Below are 15978 nucleotides of genomic sequence, written 5' to 3'. Positions count from 1 at the left end.
CGATGCCTGTTGGTGAAGGAAAATTCAAGCTCTACGCCAAACTGAATCCGCCTCTTGAGGCGGGACTGTGGCGTATAAGGGCCAACCAGAAATTCTCAGCGCAAACGCCGGAGGCCAGTCTGGATGCCAGTGCGCTGAAGGTGGACGAGGAGAATATCCACCTCAGGATTCGGTCGCCGCGCTACATTCTGCCGCCTGATCAGATTCTGTCGACCTATCCACCGGCCAATTCTTTTGGTAGCTATGGCAGCCGCCTGCCACAGGTGGTCATCAAAAGGCGGACTCTGCCATGGGAGCGCCGCCTTGACGGTGCACCCGCCAATACACCCTGGTTGGCACTTGTGCTCATCGCCGAAGGGGAAGCCAGGCTGGAAACCGGCGTTGATGTCGCGAATTGCGTAACCGAGGGCGTTGAACTCGACGGATTAAAAGAAGCCGCCAAGGGCAACTGTCTGGCCATCAGAAAATCAATCATCGATAAGGTTTTTCCCACCAAAAACGACGTGGACCTGCTGGCTCATGCCCGGGAAGTAGACATCCACGATACCGAACTGATGATGGGTGATGATGACGGGTTTCTTGCCGTTGTCATCAGCAACCGACTGCCTGTGCCGGGTAAGGACGAAGACGGCAATGATGCCCCGGTGAAGTATCTGGCCTGCCTGGTGAATCTTGAGGGCCAATACGATGTGCTGTTGGATCGGTCCCCGGATCCGGTGCCGTCGTTCGTTACACCTTTCATGGTCAAGAGTACCGTTCACCAGAGTATGGCCAGTTACGACGACCATCAGGTGATGGGCACGGCTCTGGCTCCACGGGCCGCGGGAATCAATGCCGGTGACCTTCAGAATCTGACTCAGCCGGTGCCTCTGGCGCCGGGCGTCAAAGGCTCCCGATCGACACAATTCAAGTCCGGTGCTGCGGCAACTGCCGGCGCGGTCCCATATTCCGGCTCCGGTACCTGGGCCATCAAAAAGTCCAAAGGCTCCACTTCGGCAGACATTGCTCTCAATATGGCCGAGCCCTTTCGGGTGATTCAAACCTTCGAGGTCCTGCCTTTGGACCCCGAATATCGGTTCCCGGTTTTACTGCACTGGAGTTTCACCACGACCGGCGACACCACCTTCCGATCATTGATGGAAAACCTGGACTCCCGTCTGCTTGGCGATGTTGGGCCAGGTCAGAAATCCGTGAGTGGCCGCCTGCCTCTGGAGGTTGCCGAAAGTGGGCATGTCGGTCTGGGCCACCAAACCCGTGAGGGTGACAAGGTACGGTCCTGGTACAGAGGACCGCTGGTGCCGCATCCCACCCGAAATTCCAGTGCTGATCGACTGAAGCTGGCACACAGTTCAGACCAGCTACGAGTGGTTATACCGGATGGCCGGGAAGATCTGTCACTGGCCACTGCCTTTGAAACGGGCCGTCTTCTCACACTGTCTCAACCGTCCATCATCGCTTCGTTGATGCGGTGGCGACAAAACGACTATCACGCTGCCCGACTGAAGTCCCTGCTCATAAAAAACAGAACTCTCTGGGAGGAGGTGCTCGGGGCAAGCATTGATCAAATCGACATCCGCCATCTGGGCCGGCTTTCAGGGCGTTTCTTTGCCGATGCTGTTGTGAGAACCCCTGAAAAGTTTCTGGGAAATCCAATGCCCCAAGTCGGACCGGGACGGCCTCTGGAATTCAATGGTCAGCCCACCACCGTGCTTGCTCGGGGGTTGGGGCTGCCGCCGGCCTTATTCGTCGGCGACCTGAACAAAGTTTTCGAGGGTTTGCGGGGTGTCCAAGTGCCCAAAGAAGACCTGCTTACACGTGAACTGGGCAAAGTCGATTTGCGGGACACCCTGGAGGCGGATCTGGACCGGCAGCGTGTCGATCTGGTGTCCAGCACGCTGTCGAATGAACTGATCAACGAACACCTGACCGGCCCTGCATTTCCGGTCACAGATCGCCTGATCAGAGAGGGCTTGAATGACAATCTGGATGTGATCCTGCGGGACCGCCCCAGAGATTTCACGGATGAGGACGAGTCATGATCAACAAAAACCAGGACATCCTCGAAAACCTCGGCCAGGAGCTGGAAAAAACCGCACGGGCTCCGCTCAGCGAATTCAGGATTGACCAAAACACCGCGATGCCCGCGGAGCTGAGGAACTGGTTAGTCAGCTTGCGGCTGCTCAACGGGGTTCCATTTGCCAATCTGGTGGCGGACTCCGAACTACTCCCGCAAGAATCGATTCGCTGGTTTTACATGGATCGGCGTTGGACGGATGCGTTGGTCCAGGGCGCGCTCAGCGTTGGCACGGTGAATAGTGACGACCGCATCCAACTGGATGCCCAATACAACGCCATCCGCGCCGAACTGGATACCGAAGAGCGCAACGTACGTCGTCGCACGCTCGCCCCACGTCTGACTGGGCAAACGGGTCCCATTACCGGATTTCTGCTTCGCTCCGCCGCCGTATCCGGGTGGCCGGGCATGCATGTTCGGGCTTTTGATGTAGACCCGGAGGAGGGCGACGAAGCCCGGTTCGAAGAGGACGATCCCCGACGAATCCGGCTGCTGCGTCTGGAAAGGTTGGCCCCCGCCGTTTTGCTCTGCCTGTTTGATGGTGTTCCCAAAGTTGTTCACCTGGAGGAACCGCGCCAGGGCGTCCAGTTTGGCTTCAAACACGAGGATAACGGTAACCAACGCTCAGCAACGCTGACTCCCCGCAGGAAGAGCGACTTCAGCTACCTCGACGTGGAGGACATAGATGTGCCGTTTCGCGTGGGGTCATCCGGTGTTGTTGATATTCGGCGGCTATCCGCGGCTCTGGCTGAGCATGATGAAACCGGCGCGGGCGATGGTCTGGATAGCGCGGAGTACGCCTTGCAGTTAATTCGATTCCCATGGCGGCAGGTGTTTGGGGAGGTTCAGGTTCCACCGATATCTGCCATGTTCCGGGCGACCGTGGCTTATGAGCCCATGGTTAACGCCACATTCAAGCTGTGAGGGGGCGCTATGTTCAAACACCTGTTGAAGAAAAAGACCCTCACGAAAGCGGTCTATGACGAACGATGGGCCTGGCTGGTTCGAGCGGATACTGACCTGGCCGCCGTCAATACCTGGGACCCGGATTTGCGGCGGAACAAACGCATCCTGGTTCCCATCGATGTTCAGGCCTATGTTGCAAAAGAATCCAACCCGGAGCCGTTGGTGTCCGTGACCGGTGGGCCTGGCGACCCTGCGCCTTTTGCTGAAGGGCAGGTGCCGGAAAATGGTGTTCACCTGCACTGGGCACTTCCCGATGCGCTCCTGAGGGGGGGCGAATCAGCTGCAGGCGGCGAGCTGGAAATGACAGAGCTTCCCAACCACTGGGTTGTGGTGCGAGCGCTTTTCCCCGTCGGGATTAAACGGCCCATGATAAGAGGCTGGGTGATCGATGCAAAAACCGCGAGCATTCGGCCTCTGGGCTCCTTTAACGGATCGAATTTCGGTACCTCGGAACAGCCTACCTATGAACCTCTGGACGGGACCGTAGGCGGATCGCCCCTCTGGACCGCGTCTTATCATGCCAGTGCCAATCGTTTCGCTTTCCATGATGCCCTGGAAGATCTGCCAGAACTTCGAAAGACCGCGAAAGACGGTTTTGAGAAAGATGCCGGTACCTACACCGTTGCGGGCTGGTATACGGACATGGACAAAGATCCGCTGGCGGTGGTTAGCAAAAAAGACTTGCTGGATGTGATGGCCGACCTTGGATGGTATCTGGATCCGGAAGCCGAGCCGCCCAGCAACGAACCGGATCTGGCCGTGTTGGAACGTCTGTTATCGAAAGGGGAGATGAAGCAGCCAGCTGAGGCAACTCCAACCAGTTTTGTGGCAAAAGGTCGCGTTGAATCTTTCACATACGCCGACATGACTCCGGAAATGGGCCTGCCGGTTGATAAAGCCTCCAAGTTGTTTATTGCCCAGAAATCTCCCACCTTCATGTCGCTTTTTCACGGCATGATTTCAGGCGTCCCCATCGGAGAGAACATGCCTGTCATTGACGAGCGCCCATCCTCAGAGGCGCTGTCGGTCGCGGCCGGGTTTGATACGGATGATCTGGTTACCGCGCTCGGCGCAGATGCCATTGGCGATAGCGTTTCCCAGAGGCGTGCCGCTGAAATGCTGGCCGCTGCCTTCACCAGCGATTTGATGGACCGTATGGGCACTCAGGACGGCCTGCGGGATATTGCCGAGCGAGAGCACGACGACATGTTCAGCTCTCGTCCGGGCAAACCCTTGCCTGCAGCCAAACTCGATCATCTGCGCGTTGAGGACTCCGCGTCGGTTAACGCAACTTCGGTCGGGCGAAAAGGGCGAGCCAGGATGAGCAAGGAGAGCACCGCCGAACGGGTGTCGCCGCTGCCTCGTTGGCGTGACAAAGTTGTCTTCAGCGAGGAAATGCAAGCGCCCAAAGCTCCACCAATCGAGCTCAAATCCGATGCGATTCGGGGTGCGCTCAAAGACCGGCGCACCGTTGAACGACCCGCACCCCGTCTTTTCATGCCCCAGCCCCCGTCGCTGGCCATAAAAGGTGCCAAGCCAAGCCTGCGCCATCATTATGACGGGCTCCACGATGATAATGGCCGTTTACGGTGCCGTTACCCCAATGAGGCGGTGAAAGGCATCAAAGGCGTGGTCAAGGCGAAAGACCTGGTGCCCACGCTGGGATCGGGCGCAATCCCGCCCGAAGTGTTGACCATCGTACGTGAAGCTCTGGTTCTGAATCCCTACTGCAGCCGCTGGCTGGCCAACGCTGCCACCGACAAGGACGAGGTTCGCCCGAAGTATCAGAGCCGCATTGAAGGAGAGATGCTCCGGCTCTACTCCGCAGATGGTCGCTACGACGGCAGCGGGGCGTACACCTTGTCTGGCAGCCTTGCGGATCCGCAAGCGCCGGGAAAGGAAACCTGGCAGCAATTCTCTTTCCGGGAGACGTCCCTGAAAAAGCAAATCACGGCTGAGCTGGCTGTTGCCTCTTACCTTGAGGGGCTGAGCCCGAGCCCACTGGGGGTTACCGCCTGGCGACAGCCCTGGGTGCCGCTTTGGCTGGAATGGCGGATTGAATTGGAGGGCTCGACTTCTTTGACTGATTGGCAGCTCGATGAACTGGACATGGTTCGAAAAACCGACGCCAATGATGTCCAGATGATTGAGATTGTTGGCCGTAGCCCGCTGCATCGGGGCCTGGGGACGGCTCTTCAGGCAGGTATCAGCCGCTGGATTGCGGCGGAGCAGGAGAGGGAGGCCACAGGCGATACGCTGACGGCATCCCAGGAAAACACATTGAATACCCTGGCGGATTTCATCAAACCCCAGGATCTGGCGTCGGCCTCTCTGGATGGGGTCAGGGAACAACTCCTGGGCCTGAACTATCTGGGCGGATTCTTCTCCACGCCTGGCGCCGATGACCGGCCAGAGGTTATTGCCGATCCTTTGACCTTGTTCGGGGGAACCATCTCCTTTAAGGCGCTTCGTTTGGTGGATGCATTTGGCCGTGTCCTTGACGTGCCTACCACGGACATTCAAACCACCACACCCCTGGAAATACCGGATGATACCTCTGCCATGAAGATGCCACTGCGCATCCAGGGGGGCGGGCGCTGGCTTTTTCGGTTGGTCGATCCGGCCTACCAGGGCGACCCGGCACTGGCTCCTGAAGCCTTTGTGAATCAATTGGAGCCAACCCTGGCGGTTAACCCTGTTGCCGGCTTTCTGTTACCTGACCACATTGATGAATCTCTCGAAGCTTTCGATAAGAGGGGTAATCCATTGGGCCAGATCAGTCATCATGAGCTGACCGGAGCGGTCCGCTGGGAGCCAGCTCCGGGGAGGCCCTTGCCCCCGGGCGCTGGGCCTATGGCCGATCTGCCGCCCGATGCAACGCCCGTGGGCAATCTTGTTTCCGGGGTGATCAGAACGGATGTGCAGCATCGGAAGGGGGAGCTACCGACTACCGAAAGCTCGCTGACAGGTTTGCTGAGGGCAATCGACACCACACTCTGGACAGTGGATACCTTCAGTACCTTGGGGTCATCATCGATTGCCGGCCTGGTGGGGCGTCCCATCGCTGTGGTCAAGGCGACACTGAGGTTGGATGTACCCGACGATCTTGACGATGTGCGAGTGGATTCAATTGAAACGGCGAATACCCGCAAGGCCGCGTTCGAGGCGCTCCGGGATCAGGCGTTTCCGGTACGGCTGGGCGATCTCCAGCGCAGCGACGATTCACTGCTCGGATATTTTATTGATGACAACTACGACCAGTTCCATCTCGTCGACAAGTCCATCGGTGCGCTGGCTAGGGAGAGCGGTCGTCGCCGAGGGCAGTTGGGTTTGCTGGGCAAGGTTCATGTTCCGGATGTCCAGCCACTGGACCATCCTTATCTGGTTGACGAGGATCTTTTCTACGTCCGGCCCGGTACCTGCCATACGCTGACGCTGTTGATGCTGCCTGCTGGCAAGGTTCACCTTACCTCCGGCGTTCTGCCGAGAAAGTCACTGGCTCTCAATGACGCCTGGATCAATGATGGCCTAAAGCGGGTTATCCCTTCTGTTCGGGTAGGTCCGGTGCTTGTTGATCCTGAGGAGATTCGGTTACCCAAGGTCAATCTTCTGGGCGAGAAGCAACAGTTCACCCGTCGGACCGGCCCCTTGACCTGGCGAGACGACCCCATCGTTGCCGCGACGCAGTCAGCACTTCTGCCAAGAACGCCTCACGAATTCCAGGAGGGCTGGATTCGGATCATTGAGGAGGATCAGTCATGAGTGATGTACCGGTTGATCCTACTCTCGCTCAGGAACGAGCGCTTGCACGGCGCCGCAAGAGGAAAGCCGAGAAGCGAAAAAACGCGGTCGCGAGGGATAGCTTCTTAACATCAATTTCGGGTTCACCCGACAAACAGGCGTTGGCGGCCTCCATGAAGGCGTTAATGGAGCGCGAGGGTATTGGTCCATTCGGCGAACCTCCGGCCCGAACGTCTGCCCGTTCTTCGGCTGGCCTGGGGCCCGCCCCCATGGCGTTTCCCGCCAACAATACCAATCGGTGGGTGCCGATCGGGCCCTCGGTGGTTCGTCAGGGGCAGGCTGAGGGTAGGCCGCGAGTGTCTGGCCGGGTTCGTGATCTGGCCGTAAGCCCTGATGGCCAACGCGCCTACGCAGGCACGGCCAAAGGTGGCGTCTGGTATACCGGCGACGGTGGCGCTACCTGGGAACCCCTGGGGGGCTGGGCCAACGAGCCCAGGCGGTTCGGTGGCAACACCAGCGCATTCGCCTGTGGGTGTTTACTGGTGAACTTCGGTGCCAACGCCGGTGCTGATTTTGTGATGGTGGGTACCGGTGAATTCGACGCGATGCAGGGTGTTGATGGCGCTGATGCAATTCGCGGGGTTGGCATTCTCGCCGCATCAGGACCCGCCGCCGGTGCGGTCAGTTCGGACCCCTGGGAAACTGCGACGGGCATTGCCGCTCTGGAGGGCGTGTCGATAACACGCATGGTACGCGTTCCCGGCTCCGCACCCGGAGCTGCCGGAGATCGTGTGATCGCAGCCACTTCAGGTGGTCGGGATCTTGGCTGGAACATCCAGGGCGGCGGACTTTATCTGGGCACTCGATCCATGGTTGGCGGTAACCTCTCGTTTACCTGGTCAGCCCTGCCGTTGCCTGCCCCCGCGCCATCGCCGCCCGCAAACGGGGCCGCCATGGCCCCGGTCAATCGTGCGCCGACCGATTTGTGTTATGTCGGAAATCGTCTGTTTGTGTGTTTTCGAAGCTCAGGCATTGCGTTCTCAGACGATCACGGCAACACCTTCAACTGGATTACGCAGAACTTTCTTCCGGCACCGACTGTCCCGGCCACGGGAAGGTTGGATGGAAGAATGAGCATGGCGGTGAATGATGACAACACCGCTTTGTATATTCTCGGTGAGGTGACCACTAATCCCGCCGGTGGGAATCCTGTGCCCCATATCTGGCAAATAGCAAATCCGGGTGATGCTGCGCCCATTGCCAACCCATTGAATAACATTCCATCCGCCGCCAATCTCTGGCCCGGGCAGCGTGACTATGATCAGGCCATCGTCGTTACGACCCGGAATACGGCTCTGGTTCCACCGCCGGTACGGACAGACCGGGTCTATATCGGCGGGTCGCTCATTCAGGTCAATAACTGGAACGCGTCCATTTGGGCTTTCGACGTGAATGGCAACAACCTCGTACCGTCTCCGGGCGTTTCCGATCAGCCAGTCGGCACGAACTCAGGAGCCACACAGCCTGGTCTGATCGGCGATGCAGTTCACCCGGACGTTCATTCTCTCAGGAAAGCCACCAATGCAGATGGATCCCGGCAAATCTGGGTGGGTTGCGATGGCGGCGTGTTCGTTTCCCTGCGCGATGGCCAAACCAATACCTTCAGCAGCCGAAACGTGGGTCTTGCGTCCATCGAATCTATCTTCAGTGCCAGTCATCCCACCTCCAGCCATTTTTCGATGCTCGGTTGTCAGGACAATGGCCGACAGGTCCGGGTGGGAAGCACCGTCTGGGAGATGAAGACGTCGATGCAGGGCGACGGTGGTGGGGTAACGTTTCACCCGGTTCAGTCCCACTACGTGATGGGGCAATTTGCCAATGCGGATTGGGCCTGTGACCCGGCGGGCCGATACCGAGCGCCGTGTAATCTGATCAACAACGATCCGGAGTCCAATGCCAGTAACTTCTATTCGGGTATCGATACTGTTCGACGTGCGGCAGGGAACCTGGGAAGGGTAGCGCTGGGGACCAACAGGGTTTGGGTGACCGACAATCTGGGTACCAGCAACCCGAACACGTGGAGAGTATTACCCATAACCGCCGCTGGCACCTTTGTGCAGTGGCGGGATGGCCGTCCGGGCAACCGAACCCCGAGCACTGCAGCCAACATGGCCTTTGGGGTACCGCCAGCAGGTTTTGGGCCGGTGGTCACGGTGAAATGGGTCGATGAGCGCACCCTGTTGGCCTTATTTAATCAGGGGGTTATCCGTTACAGCGAGGATCCCGGTAATGCGGGGCGTTGGACGTCAACCGCGTTGATCGGCCCGGGCGTTGCGGCGCCGGCTGCGCCACTGGTAACACCGCAGGCTACGTTTTTCACAGATATTGCTCCAGTTCCGGGAACCAGCGATTTCTATCTCGTGACAACCGGCCAGACCAATACCTGGACACCGGCGGTTCCAGCTACGCCAACATCCGCAGCGGTGGCGGCCGTTTCGCCAACCGCTGCTGCAGACTCCTGTTTTTATTACGATGACGCTGCTGGCGGTTGTCGGCTGACAGGCCTGGGTCAGGCCCTGCCACCCATGCCCCCTCTCGCAACCAGTCCGATCGACCCGGCGTATTCGGTTACGGTTGACCCGGCGAATCCCAATACCGTGTACGTTGGAACTTCGACTGCGGTGTGGACGGCAACCAGAATTGCGGGTAACGCCCACGGACCGTGGCAGCTGTTCGTGAACGGTCTGCCGGAAGCGGTCGTGCAGGACCTTCACATCTGGCAAGATCCGTCCGGCGCGGGCACGTCGCCGAGGTTGATGAGGGCCACCTTGCAGTCCCGAGGCGTTTGGGAGGTCAACCTCGCTGCAGCTGAGCCCGCCCGAACCTATGTGCGCGTGCACCCGAGGGATGACCGTCGCATGTTCCCGACCCCCATGCAAAATCCGCGTCTTCGTCCCGGGGCAGCGGCAGAGCCTTTCTTCTCAAGTCCGGATATCGTCGTGCGGCCCGAGGCCCCAGTAGGGACAACGCCATCGTTCCGGGGAACCAACATCTGGAACGGAAACCTGCGCTACCAACTCTGGACGTTCCAGACCGCCTTCCGGTGGATTTACCCCAGCGTCATCCCAAATGGTGAGTGGAGTGATCAAATGGGTGATCTCGTTGAGCGCCACCGCCGCTTGAGAGGCATCGCAAACCCGGGCGCAAGACGAATAGATGCAGCCTTGTGGGCTGACGTCATGGCCAACGCACTTGACGAGAACGGCTCGCCGGGTGTTTACAGGGCACCCTGGCAAAACGCAGCCGTACCAGCGTTACCCGGTTCGGAGATTGACCTGATGGAAACAGTGGTACCCCGGCGAGTCAGGAACTCAGTCTGGCAGGTATACCGCGAGCGAAGCACCGTTGATGTGTTGCTGCACCATCGAGACACCCGGCCGGTGGCAGCAAACGGAGCGTTTGTGGTGCTGTTATGGCGTTCCGGAGCCTCTCAAAACACATTGCTGGGAACCGATTGCACAAACCTCGTGCCCTTTGTCCGCAGCCTGACCGGCGGAGCGCCGCAGCCAACACCTCCGGGATGGAACGTGGCGCTGGCGGCTGACGGCACGCCATTGAACCGTTTGTCGGTTGACCTGGCTGCTCGAATGCCACGAGCCGTGTCAATCAACGTGGACCTTTCCGGCGTTTCGACCGGTCATCGGATACTGCTCCTGGCTGTTGTCGGCTCAACAAACGATGTCTTTTCGGCAGTACCAACGGGTCCGGTTACCTCCGTGGAAAATCTGGTGCGCAACTGGCCCCATGCTGCGGCCCGGGTTGTCAGCGTCTGGCCTCGACCCGGCAATCAACTTTTCCCTTAAGCAAGGACGCACCGATGGAACTTGATGCGATATCTCTGATCCTTCTGGCCCTGGCCATCCCGGCGTCGTTTATTGTCTCCGCTGCAGCGGGCCTCGGCGGTTCCCTGATTCTGGTGCCCGCCATGATGATGGCCATCGGTACCAAAGAGGGGATCGCCGTGGCTGCTTTGTTGTTGGCCTGCAACAACGTTGCGAAGGTGACGGTTTACCGGAAAACCCTGCCCTGGAGGGCCTCCGGCGCCGTCATCATCGCAGTTCTGCTGGGCACCGCACTGGGCGCGACTCTGATGCTCAAACTGCCAGAGCTATGGATTCGGTATGCCGTTGCGCTGGTGATTGTTGTCACCCTCGTGTGGGAGTTTTCGCCCTATCATCGCGCGAAAAAAGCCTGGGGGGTTGGGCTAGCGTTCTGTTCTGGCGCTACCTCAGGTATTTCAGGTACTTCGGGGCCGCTGAAGGGCGTTGCACTTCGCAGCCTGCAGCTTGAGCGTTTTTACTTTGTGGGCGCCGCCTCTCTGGTGTCCCTGGTCGGCGACACGACCAAGGCCGTGGTGTTCAGTCAGTCCGGCTTGCTGCAAATCGAGCATCTGGTTCTGGCAGGTACTCTGGTCCTTGTTATGGCGGGTTGTACCTTGCTGGGAAGAACCATCAACAGGAAACTGGGAGAACGCTGGTATAGCGTTCTGTTCTGGACCGTAATGGGCGGCTATATCTTGCGACTGGTGACATAAATGGCGGACCCAAAAGAGAAGAAGGGAGTGGGAAAACACCATTCCTTGACTGACCAGGCACCTGAAAAGCAACCTGCACGAGACGCAGCCGAAAAGGTGGCCTCCGGACAACCGGCAGAAAAACCTGATTTCGATCAGAAAGATCAAAACATTTCGCCGCGTCGAAAGGCGCCGGGGCCCGGCAAAATCTCTCGTCCGTCATCGGAAAGCCAGCCGGAGCCGGAAGCCGAGGGAGGACCGGGTGAGCAAACATCGGCACTGCCTGAGGCCGTCATCGACGAGGGTTCAAAAGGCCGGAAAGGCAAAAAGCCATGACAGCTATCGTCGATACCAAGCGGTTGAACAGTGGCGACACCGGGGGACAGGCAGCTACAATCCTGGAACCTGCTCTTGCATGCTCCGGCAAACGCATTATCGTCACGGGCAACTGGTTCTGTTCCCGAACCACCGACGGTGGCGACAACTGGGTGTTTGTAGACCCCTACACGGAATTGCCTCCCGCAGGCGCTGGATTCTGTTGCGATCAGCTCATTCACTACTGCTCTGCCAGACGGCTCTGGATCTGGCTTCTGCAGTTTTCCAAGACCACCCAAGGAAACCTGATTCGTGTCGCTGTCAGTTCATCCGGCGCGCCTGGTACATGGACCTGGTGGGATACAACTCCGACGGACATTGACGAACAGTGGTCGGGGACCTGGCTGGATTACCCCGATCTGGCCGAATCAGATAACCACCTCTTGCTGTCGTTCAACGTTTTCAGCACAACCACAGACCGCTGGCAAAGAGCGGTGGTGTTACGACTGTCCCTGGATCAATTGAAGGCGCGTGAAGCGATCTCCCGGGAAGCCTGGTCAACGGAAGAATTCGGATCTCTCCGTTTTTGTCGTGGCATGGGAAGTACGGCGATCTTTGCCAGCCTGAGCTATTTTCAGCCATCTATCGAGGTGTTCCGATGGCCTGACGACGAAGAGGATGTCTCGCAAGTTTCCGTCGCTGTGAGGCATTGGCGCGACGGCCCTTACGCAAAACCTGATGATGCGACAAGTCAATGGATGAATCGCATGGATGATCGCGTTCTCGGAGCGTGGGAGTCAGGCGGTGTTCTTGGTTTCGTCTGGGTGGCCTCGGCGGATGTTCAGCACCCTTTTCCCTTCGTACGCGTGGTGAGAATCAGGAAGAGTTCGAATGAGCTGATTGATGAGCCCGATCTGTGGAATTCGGACCGGGCCTGGGCTTATCCGTCAGTTTGCCCGAACCAACGGGGCGATGTGGGCATAGTCGCGGTGTGCGGTGCCGGAGGCCGCCACCCAACGCTGGGGGTCGGGTGGCTGGATGACAGAGAGTCGAATGCTTTGCCAAACTGGCAGATGGCCCTGGGCGATGCCTCTAGCCACCAGCCCCACGCTCGAGCATGGGGAGACTACCTCGATATCCAGCCAGACCCACGCCGTAAAACCTACTGGATGGCGTCCGCCTTTACTCTTCAGGGAGGTGCGGGAAGGGCAAATATTGTTCCGCAGGTTCTTACATTCAAGCCATAAAACCATTGGCTGTCTGAACGTTATTTTTGTGGGAGGAGCAATGCCATGTATCGCTGCGAGTATTTTGCTATTCACGAGTTGGTGCCACCCAAGGTCTTCCAAGAATGGGGGGAGAAAGCCTGGGAACTGTTGGACGAACGGCTCCTTATAACCCTTGACCGTCTGAGGCGGAGATACGGCCCCATGACGGTTAACAACTACTACTGGGGCAAAGAAAGAGAGTGGAGCGGGCTGCGTACCAAAGACAGCCCATTTTACTCACGCTACAGCCAACATACTTTCGGTCGTGCGGCAGACTGTCTCTTTGCTGAACGAGCCGCTGAAGAAGTACGCCAGGACATTTTGAGCCATTCAACAGACCCTGATTTTGAGATGATTGGAAGCGTTGAGTTAAACGTATCGTGGCTTCACTTTGATGTTCGAAATTGTCACAGGATAAAGACGTATCAGCCATAGATAACGAACGGTTTGTGCTTAATGGGCGAGTCCATGCCATATTGGAGGGACGAAAGGGTCGCTTGCCTTATTGTTTCTTGTCAGAAAATGGGCTCACCAGTCGCCTTGACCGCGTAGAAGAGGCAATCACTCTTCGCAATCACCGGATTGGTGGTGATCATAAAGGCTTTGATGGCCTGCGCGGGGAAGATTTGCCCCTCTCTGACCTGAAAAACCTGCCCCATGTTCTCGGTCCGGTTATGGCCGATGGCGTTGAGTACGCTGAGGCCTTTTTTTCCAATCCATCCCAGCGGCTCATTTGGCGATACGATCCCGAAATTTCGGTGTTCGATGTCTGGTGGTAAAGTGAGGTCAGCCCGGCCGGAGGGTTCAGGAAGATATTCTATGGTTGCTTCCGGAACCAGCTCCACCCGAATCGGATTTCTTAGTACCTCCACGTCCCACTCCGCCTTTTCGAGTGATAACACGTCTGGCCTTGAGGCATACCGCACGAGGCCCTCATACGCCAATTGATGGGCCTGATCATCTTGGGACCCACCACATTCGATGGTTACCGTTGGGACTTCCTGCTCGGAGTATTCCATCAGGGCGCCGAGGCGAAGATCTGTCATTATGAGGCGGTCTGTGAACAGAGAGGTCAACGCCTGGTGGGCCGCATCATTGGTGATGGTCACCGCGAAGGAGGGGCCCGTGCCTGAGGTGTTGTGTACGTCCAGCAGGCACTCTGGTTTCACTTTGTGCAACTCTGCCAGCATGGCCTTTGCGATCGCACCTTCTTCTCCCTCAAACGGCTCTTTGAAACACCGGTTCAGATCACGTCCTTCCGACAACTGGCGCAGTGAGAGCATGGGTGGGATCTTCGCCGGGTAGACGCCTCCCAGCAGAAACAGCATGTTGACATCGGGGGTATGCTGCTCAAGTAGCCACCTGTGAAGGGCAAACAGACCTGAAGGCTCATTGCCGTGAAGCAGCGTTGCCATGGCTCGGGTCCGGGAGCGATCACGACCGGCAACACGAATAATCGTGGGCTTTTGTAGCTGGTCCAACCACTCAAGGGCGGAGCGGCCCAGGGTCCGGGGCGAGGGATCATTCAAATAATCAAGGACGTTCGAGTTACTCACGGCGACAATGTCCATTCATGGAGCGGCGTATTTGTCTTCTGGTTGGCCATGTACAGGGAGAGCATGGTCTGGAAGGCCTCGTCGGGGCTCAGGGATTTGAACAGGGATTCGGTGATTTGGCGTTGCCACCGGGCGCCCGACATGGCGGTTTCAATGCGGCCTTCGATAATTCCCAGCAAGCGGTGAATTTCTGACTCGTCCACGGCTGTTTGTGCCAGTGCGTCCCGGGCGCGGGGTAGCAGATCCCGGGCCACGTTTAACAGGGGCGTATCCTGCAACTGAACCTGATTCTTGTGTGGCCATATGATTTCTGCGCCAACGCCATATTTCGCGGCGCGGTAGAAGTTGTGTTCCGTGTAATGGAAGGGAAGTATCGACGTCAGATGATGAATATCATCAAGGACTGCCAGCGCAGCGCCAATTATGAACAGCCCGTTCGCACACATATCAGCAGCCGTAGGGCCTGCGGGCATTGAGCGAATCTCGATGCGCAGGTGGCCGCCTTCGGTATGGTCGTAGATGGCACGGTTCCAGGGCCAGGTGGTTCCCTGGTGCAGTCGCAGTTCAGCCAGTTTCGGCACATCACCGCGATCAATCACCGCCATCGGGTCTTCCTCCGACATCAGTGGAATGATGGGCGGATAGAGCGATGCCGAGGCGGCAAAGAGTTCCCAGGCGCTGCGTGTCCAGCCATTGCCGTAGTATACCCGTGGCGGATGGCGCCAGGTTTTATGGTTGGGCGATCGGCTGTCGATGGATTGCTTGAACAGGGCAATGCGGGTTTCGTCCCACAGGTGGTGGCCGAACAGGCTGGGTGAATTGCTGGCCAGAGCGAGGACAACCGGCGTGACCAGTTGGACCGCATTGAAGTAATCGGCAAAACGGTGTGCGGGCACCCGCCAGTGAAGCTGGAAGGACGTGTTTGCTCCTTCCATATAGACGTCGTCAGCTTCCAGATTGATAACGTCGTTACCACCAATATGGATGCTGAATGGCTCTCCCCGTTGCTGGATCAGCGCTTTGGATAACGCATGATAGCGGGGCTCGTCTGTCATTGCCTTCGCACCCATATCAGACTGGCGAAGCGTGGGCAGAATGCCGATCGGCACCAGTTCTCCATCCAGTGATGCGGCGTGCTGGTTGATCCGTTGGATCGCAGAGAGCAACTCCTGCTCTGTTCTGGCGAAGGGAGAGCCCTTGAAAGCCTGGGGGCTGAGATTGTATTCGAGATTGAAGCGGTTAAGCTCAACCGTCAGTTGAGGGTCCTGAACGCGGGCGGCGATTTCGGTGTTGATAGGTTGAACGCGCAGGGCCGGGTTTACGATGTAGAACTCTACCTCGGCTCCGATGGAGCTTGCGCCTTCGCCAAAGCCGGGCCTGTTCAGAAGACGAGTAAGTGCCTTGAGATCCGTCCTGACCTTGGCGGCAAAACGTTCAAACTCTTCCGGCGCAAACTCTGTTGTCTTGATCGACAGTCCCACGGCA

General features: G+C 58.0%; 9 protein-coding genes. 7 read left to right on the top strand and 2 right to left on the bottom strand.

Annotated features, from left to right (window positions below):
- Window positions 1-2 precede the first annotated feature (2 nt).
- The 7 genes from AC13DD_RS07920 (at window position 3) to AC13DD_RS07890 (ending at window position 13372) form a co-directional block, all read left to right on the top strand.
- Window positions 3-2039, top strand: a complete 2037-nt coding sequence (locus AC13DD_RS07920; protein WP_039881920.1) for a hypothetical protein — start codon at window positions 3-5, stop codon at window positions 2037-2039.
- On the top strand, window positions 2036-2998 hold the full coding sequence (locus AC13DD_RS07915; RefSeq protein ID WP_039881919.1) for a hypothetical protein: 963 nt from the start codon (window positions 2036-2038) through the stop codon (window positions 2996-2998). Before AC13DD_RS07920 ends, AC13DD_RS07915 begins: the two co-directional genes overlap by 4 nt.
- 9 nt (window positions 2999-3007) lie before the next feature.
- Window positions 3008-6802 carry a hypothetical protein gene (locus AC13DD_RS07910; protein WP_008172098.1) on the top strand — a complete coding sequence of 1265 codons (3795 nt, stop codon included), beginning with the start codon at window positions 3008-3010 and terminating at the stop codon, window positions 6800-6802.
- Window positions 6799-10644 carry a hypothetical protein gene (locus AC13DD_RS07905; RefSeq protein ID WP_008172097.1) on the top strand — a complete coding sequence of 1282 codons (3846 nt, stop codon included), beginning with the start codon at window positions 6799-6801 and terminating at the stop codon, window positions 10642-10644. Before AC13DD_RS07910 ends, AC13DD_RS07905 begins: the two co-directional genes overlap by 4 nt.
- Window positions 10645-10658: 14 nt before the next feature.
- Window positions 10659-11375: a sulfite exporter TauE/SafE family protein gene (locus tag AC13DD_RS07900; RefSeq protein ID WP_008172096.1), complete on the top strand. Its 717-nt coding sequence runs from the start codon at window positions 10659-10661 to the stop codon at window positions 11373-11375.
- A gap of 311 nt (window positions 11376-11686) precedes the next feature.
- A complete protein-coding gene (locus tag AC13DD_RS07895; protein ID WP_008172094.1) occupies window positions 11687-12916 on the top strand; it encodes a hypothetical protein in 1230 nt (409 codons plus the stop codon).
- Between the two features lie 183 nt (window positions 12917-13099).
- Window positions 13100-13372, top strand: a complete 273-nt coding sequence (locus AC13DD_RS07890; RefSeq protein ID WP_199185522.1) for a hypothetical protein — start codon at window positions 13100-13102, stop codon at window positions 13370-13372.
- Window positions 13373-13452: 80 nt separating this feature from the next.
- Here the strand turns inward: AC13DD_RS07890 and AC13DD_RS07885 are convergent, their stop codons facing one another.
- On the bottom strand, window positions 13453-14493 hold the full coding sequence (locus AC13DD_RS07885) for a M14 family metallopeptidase (protein ID WP_227497787.1): 1041 nt from the start codon (window positions 14491-14493) through the stop codon (window positions 13453-13455).
- Window positions 14490-15974 (bottom strand): glutamate-cysteine ligase family protein, encoded by a 1485-nt coding sequence (locus AC13DD_RS07880; RefSeq protein ID WP_008172091.1) that lies wholly within the window; start codon window positions 15972-15974, stop codon window positions 14490-14492. The genes AC13DD_RS07885 and AC13DD_RS07880 overlap by 4 nt, the downstream gene beginning before the upstream one ends.
- Window positions 15975-15978 lie beyond the last annotated feature (4 nt).

The organism is Marinobacter sp. L-13 (genome assembly GCF_056857715.1).
The sequence above is the reverse complement of the archived record's forward strand: the minus strand, read 5'-3'. Positions and strand labels throughout refer to the sequence as shown.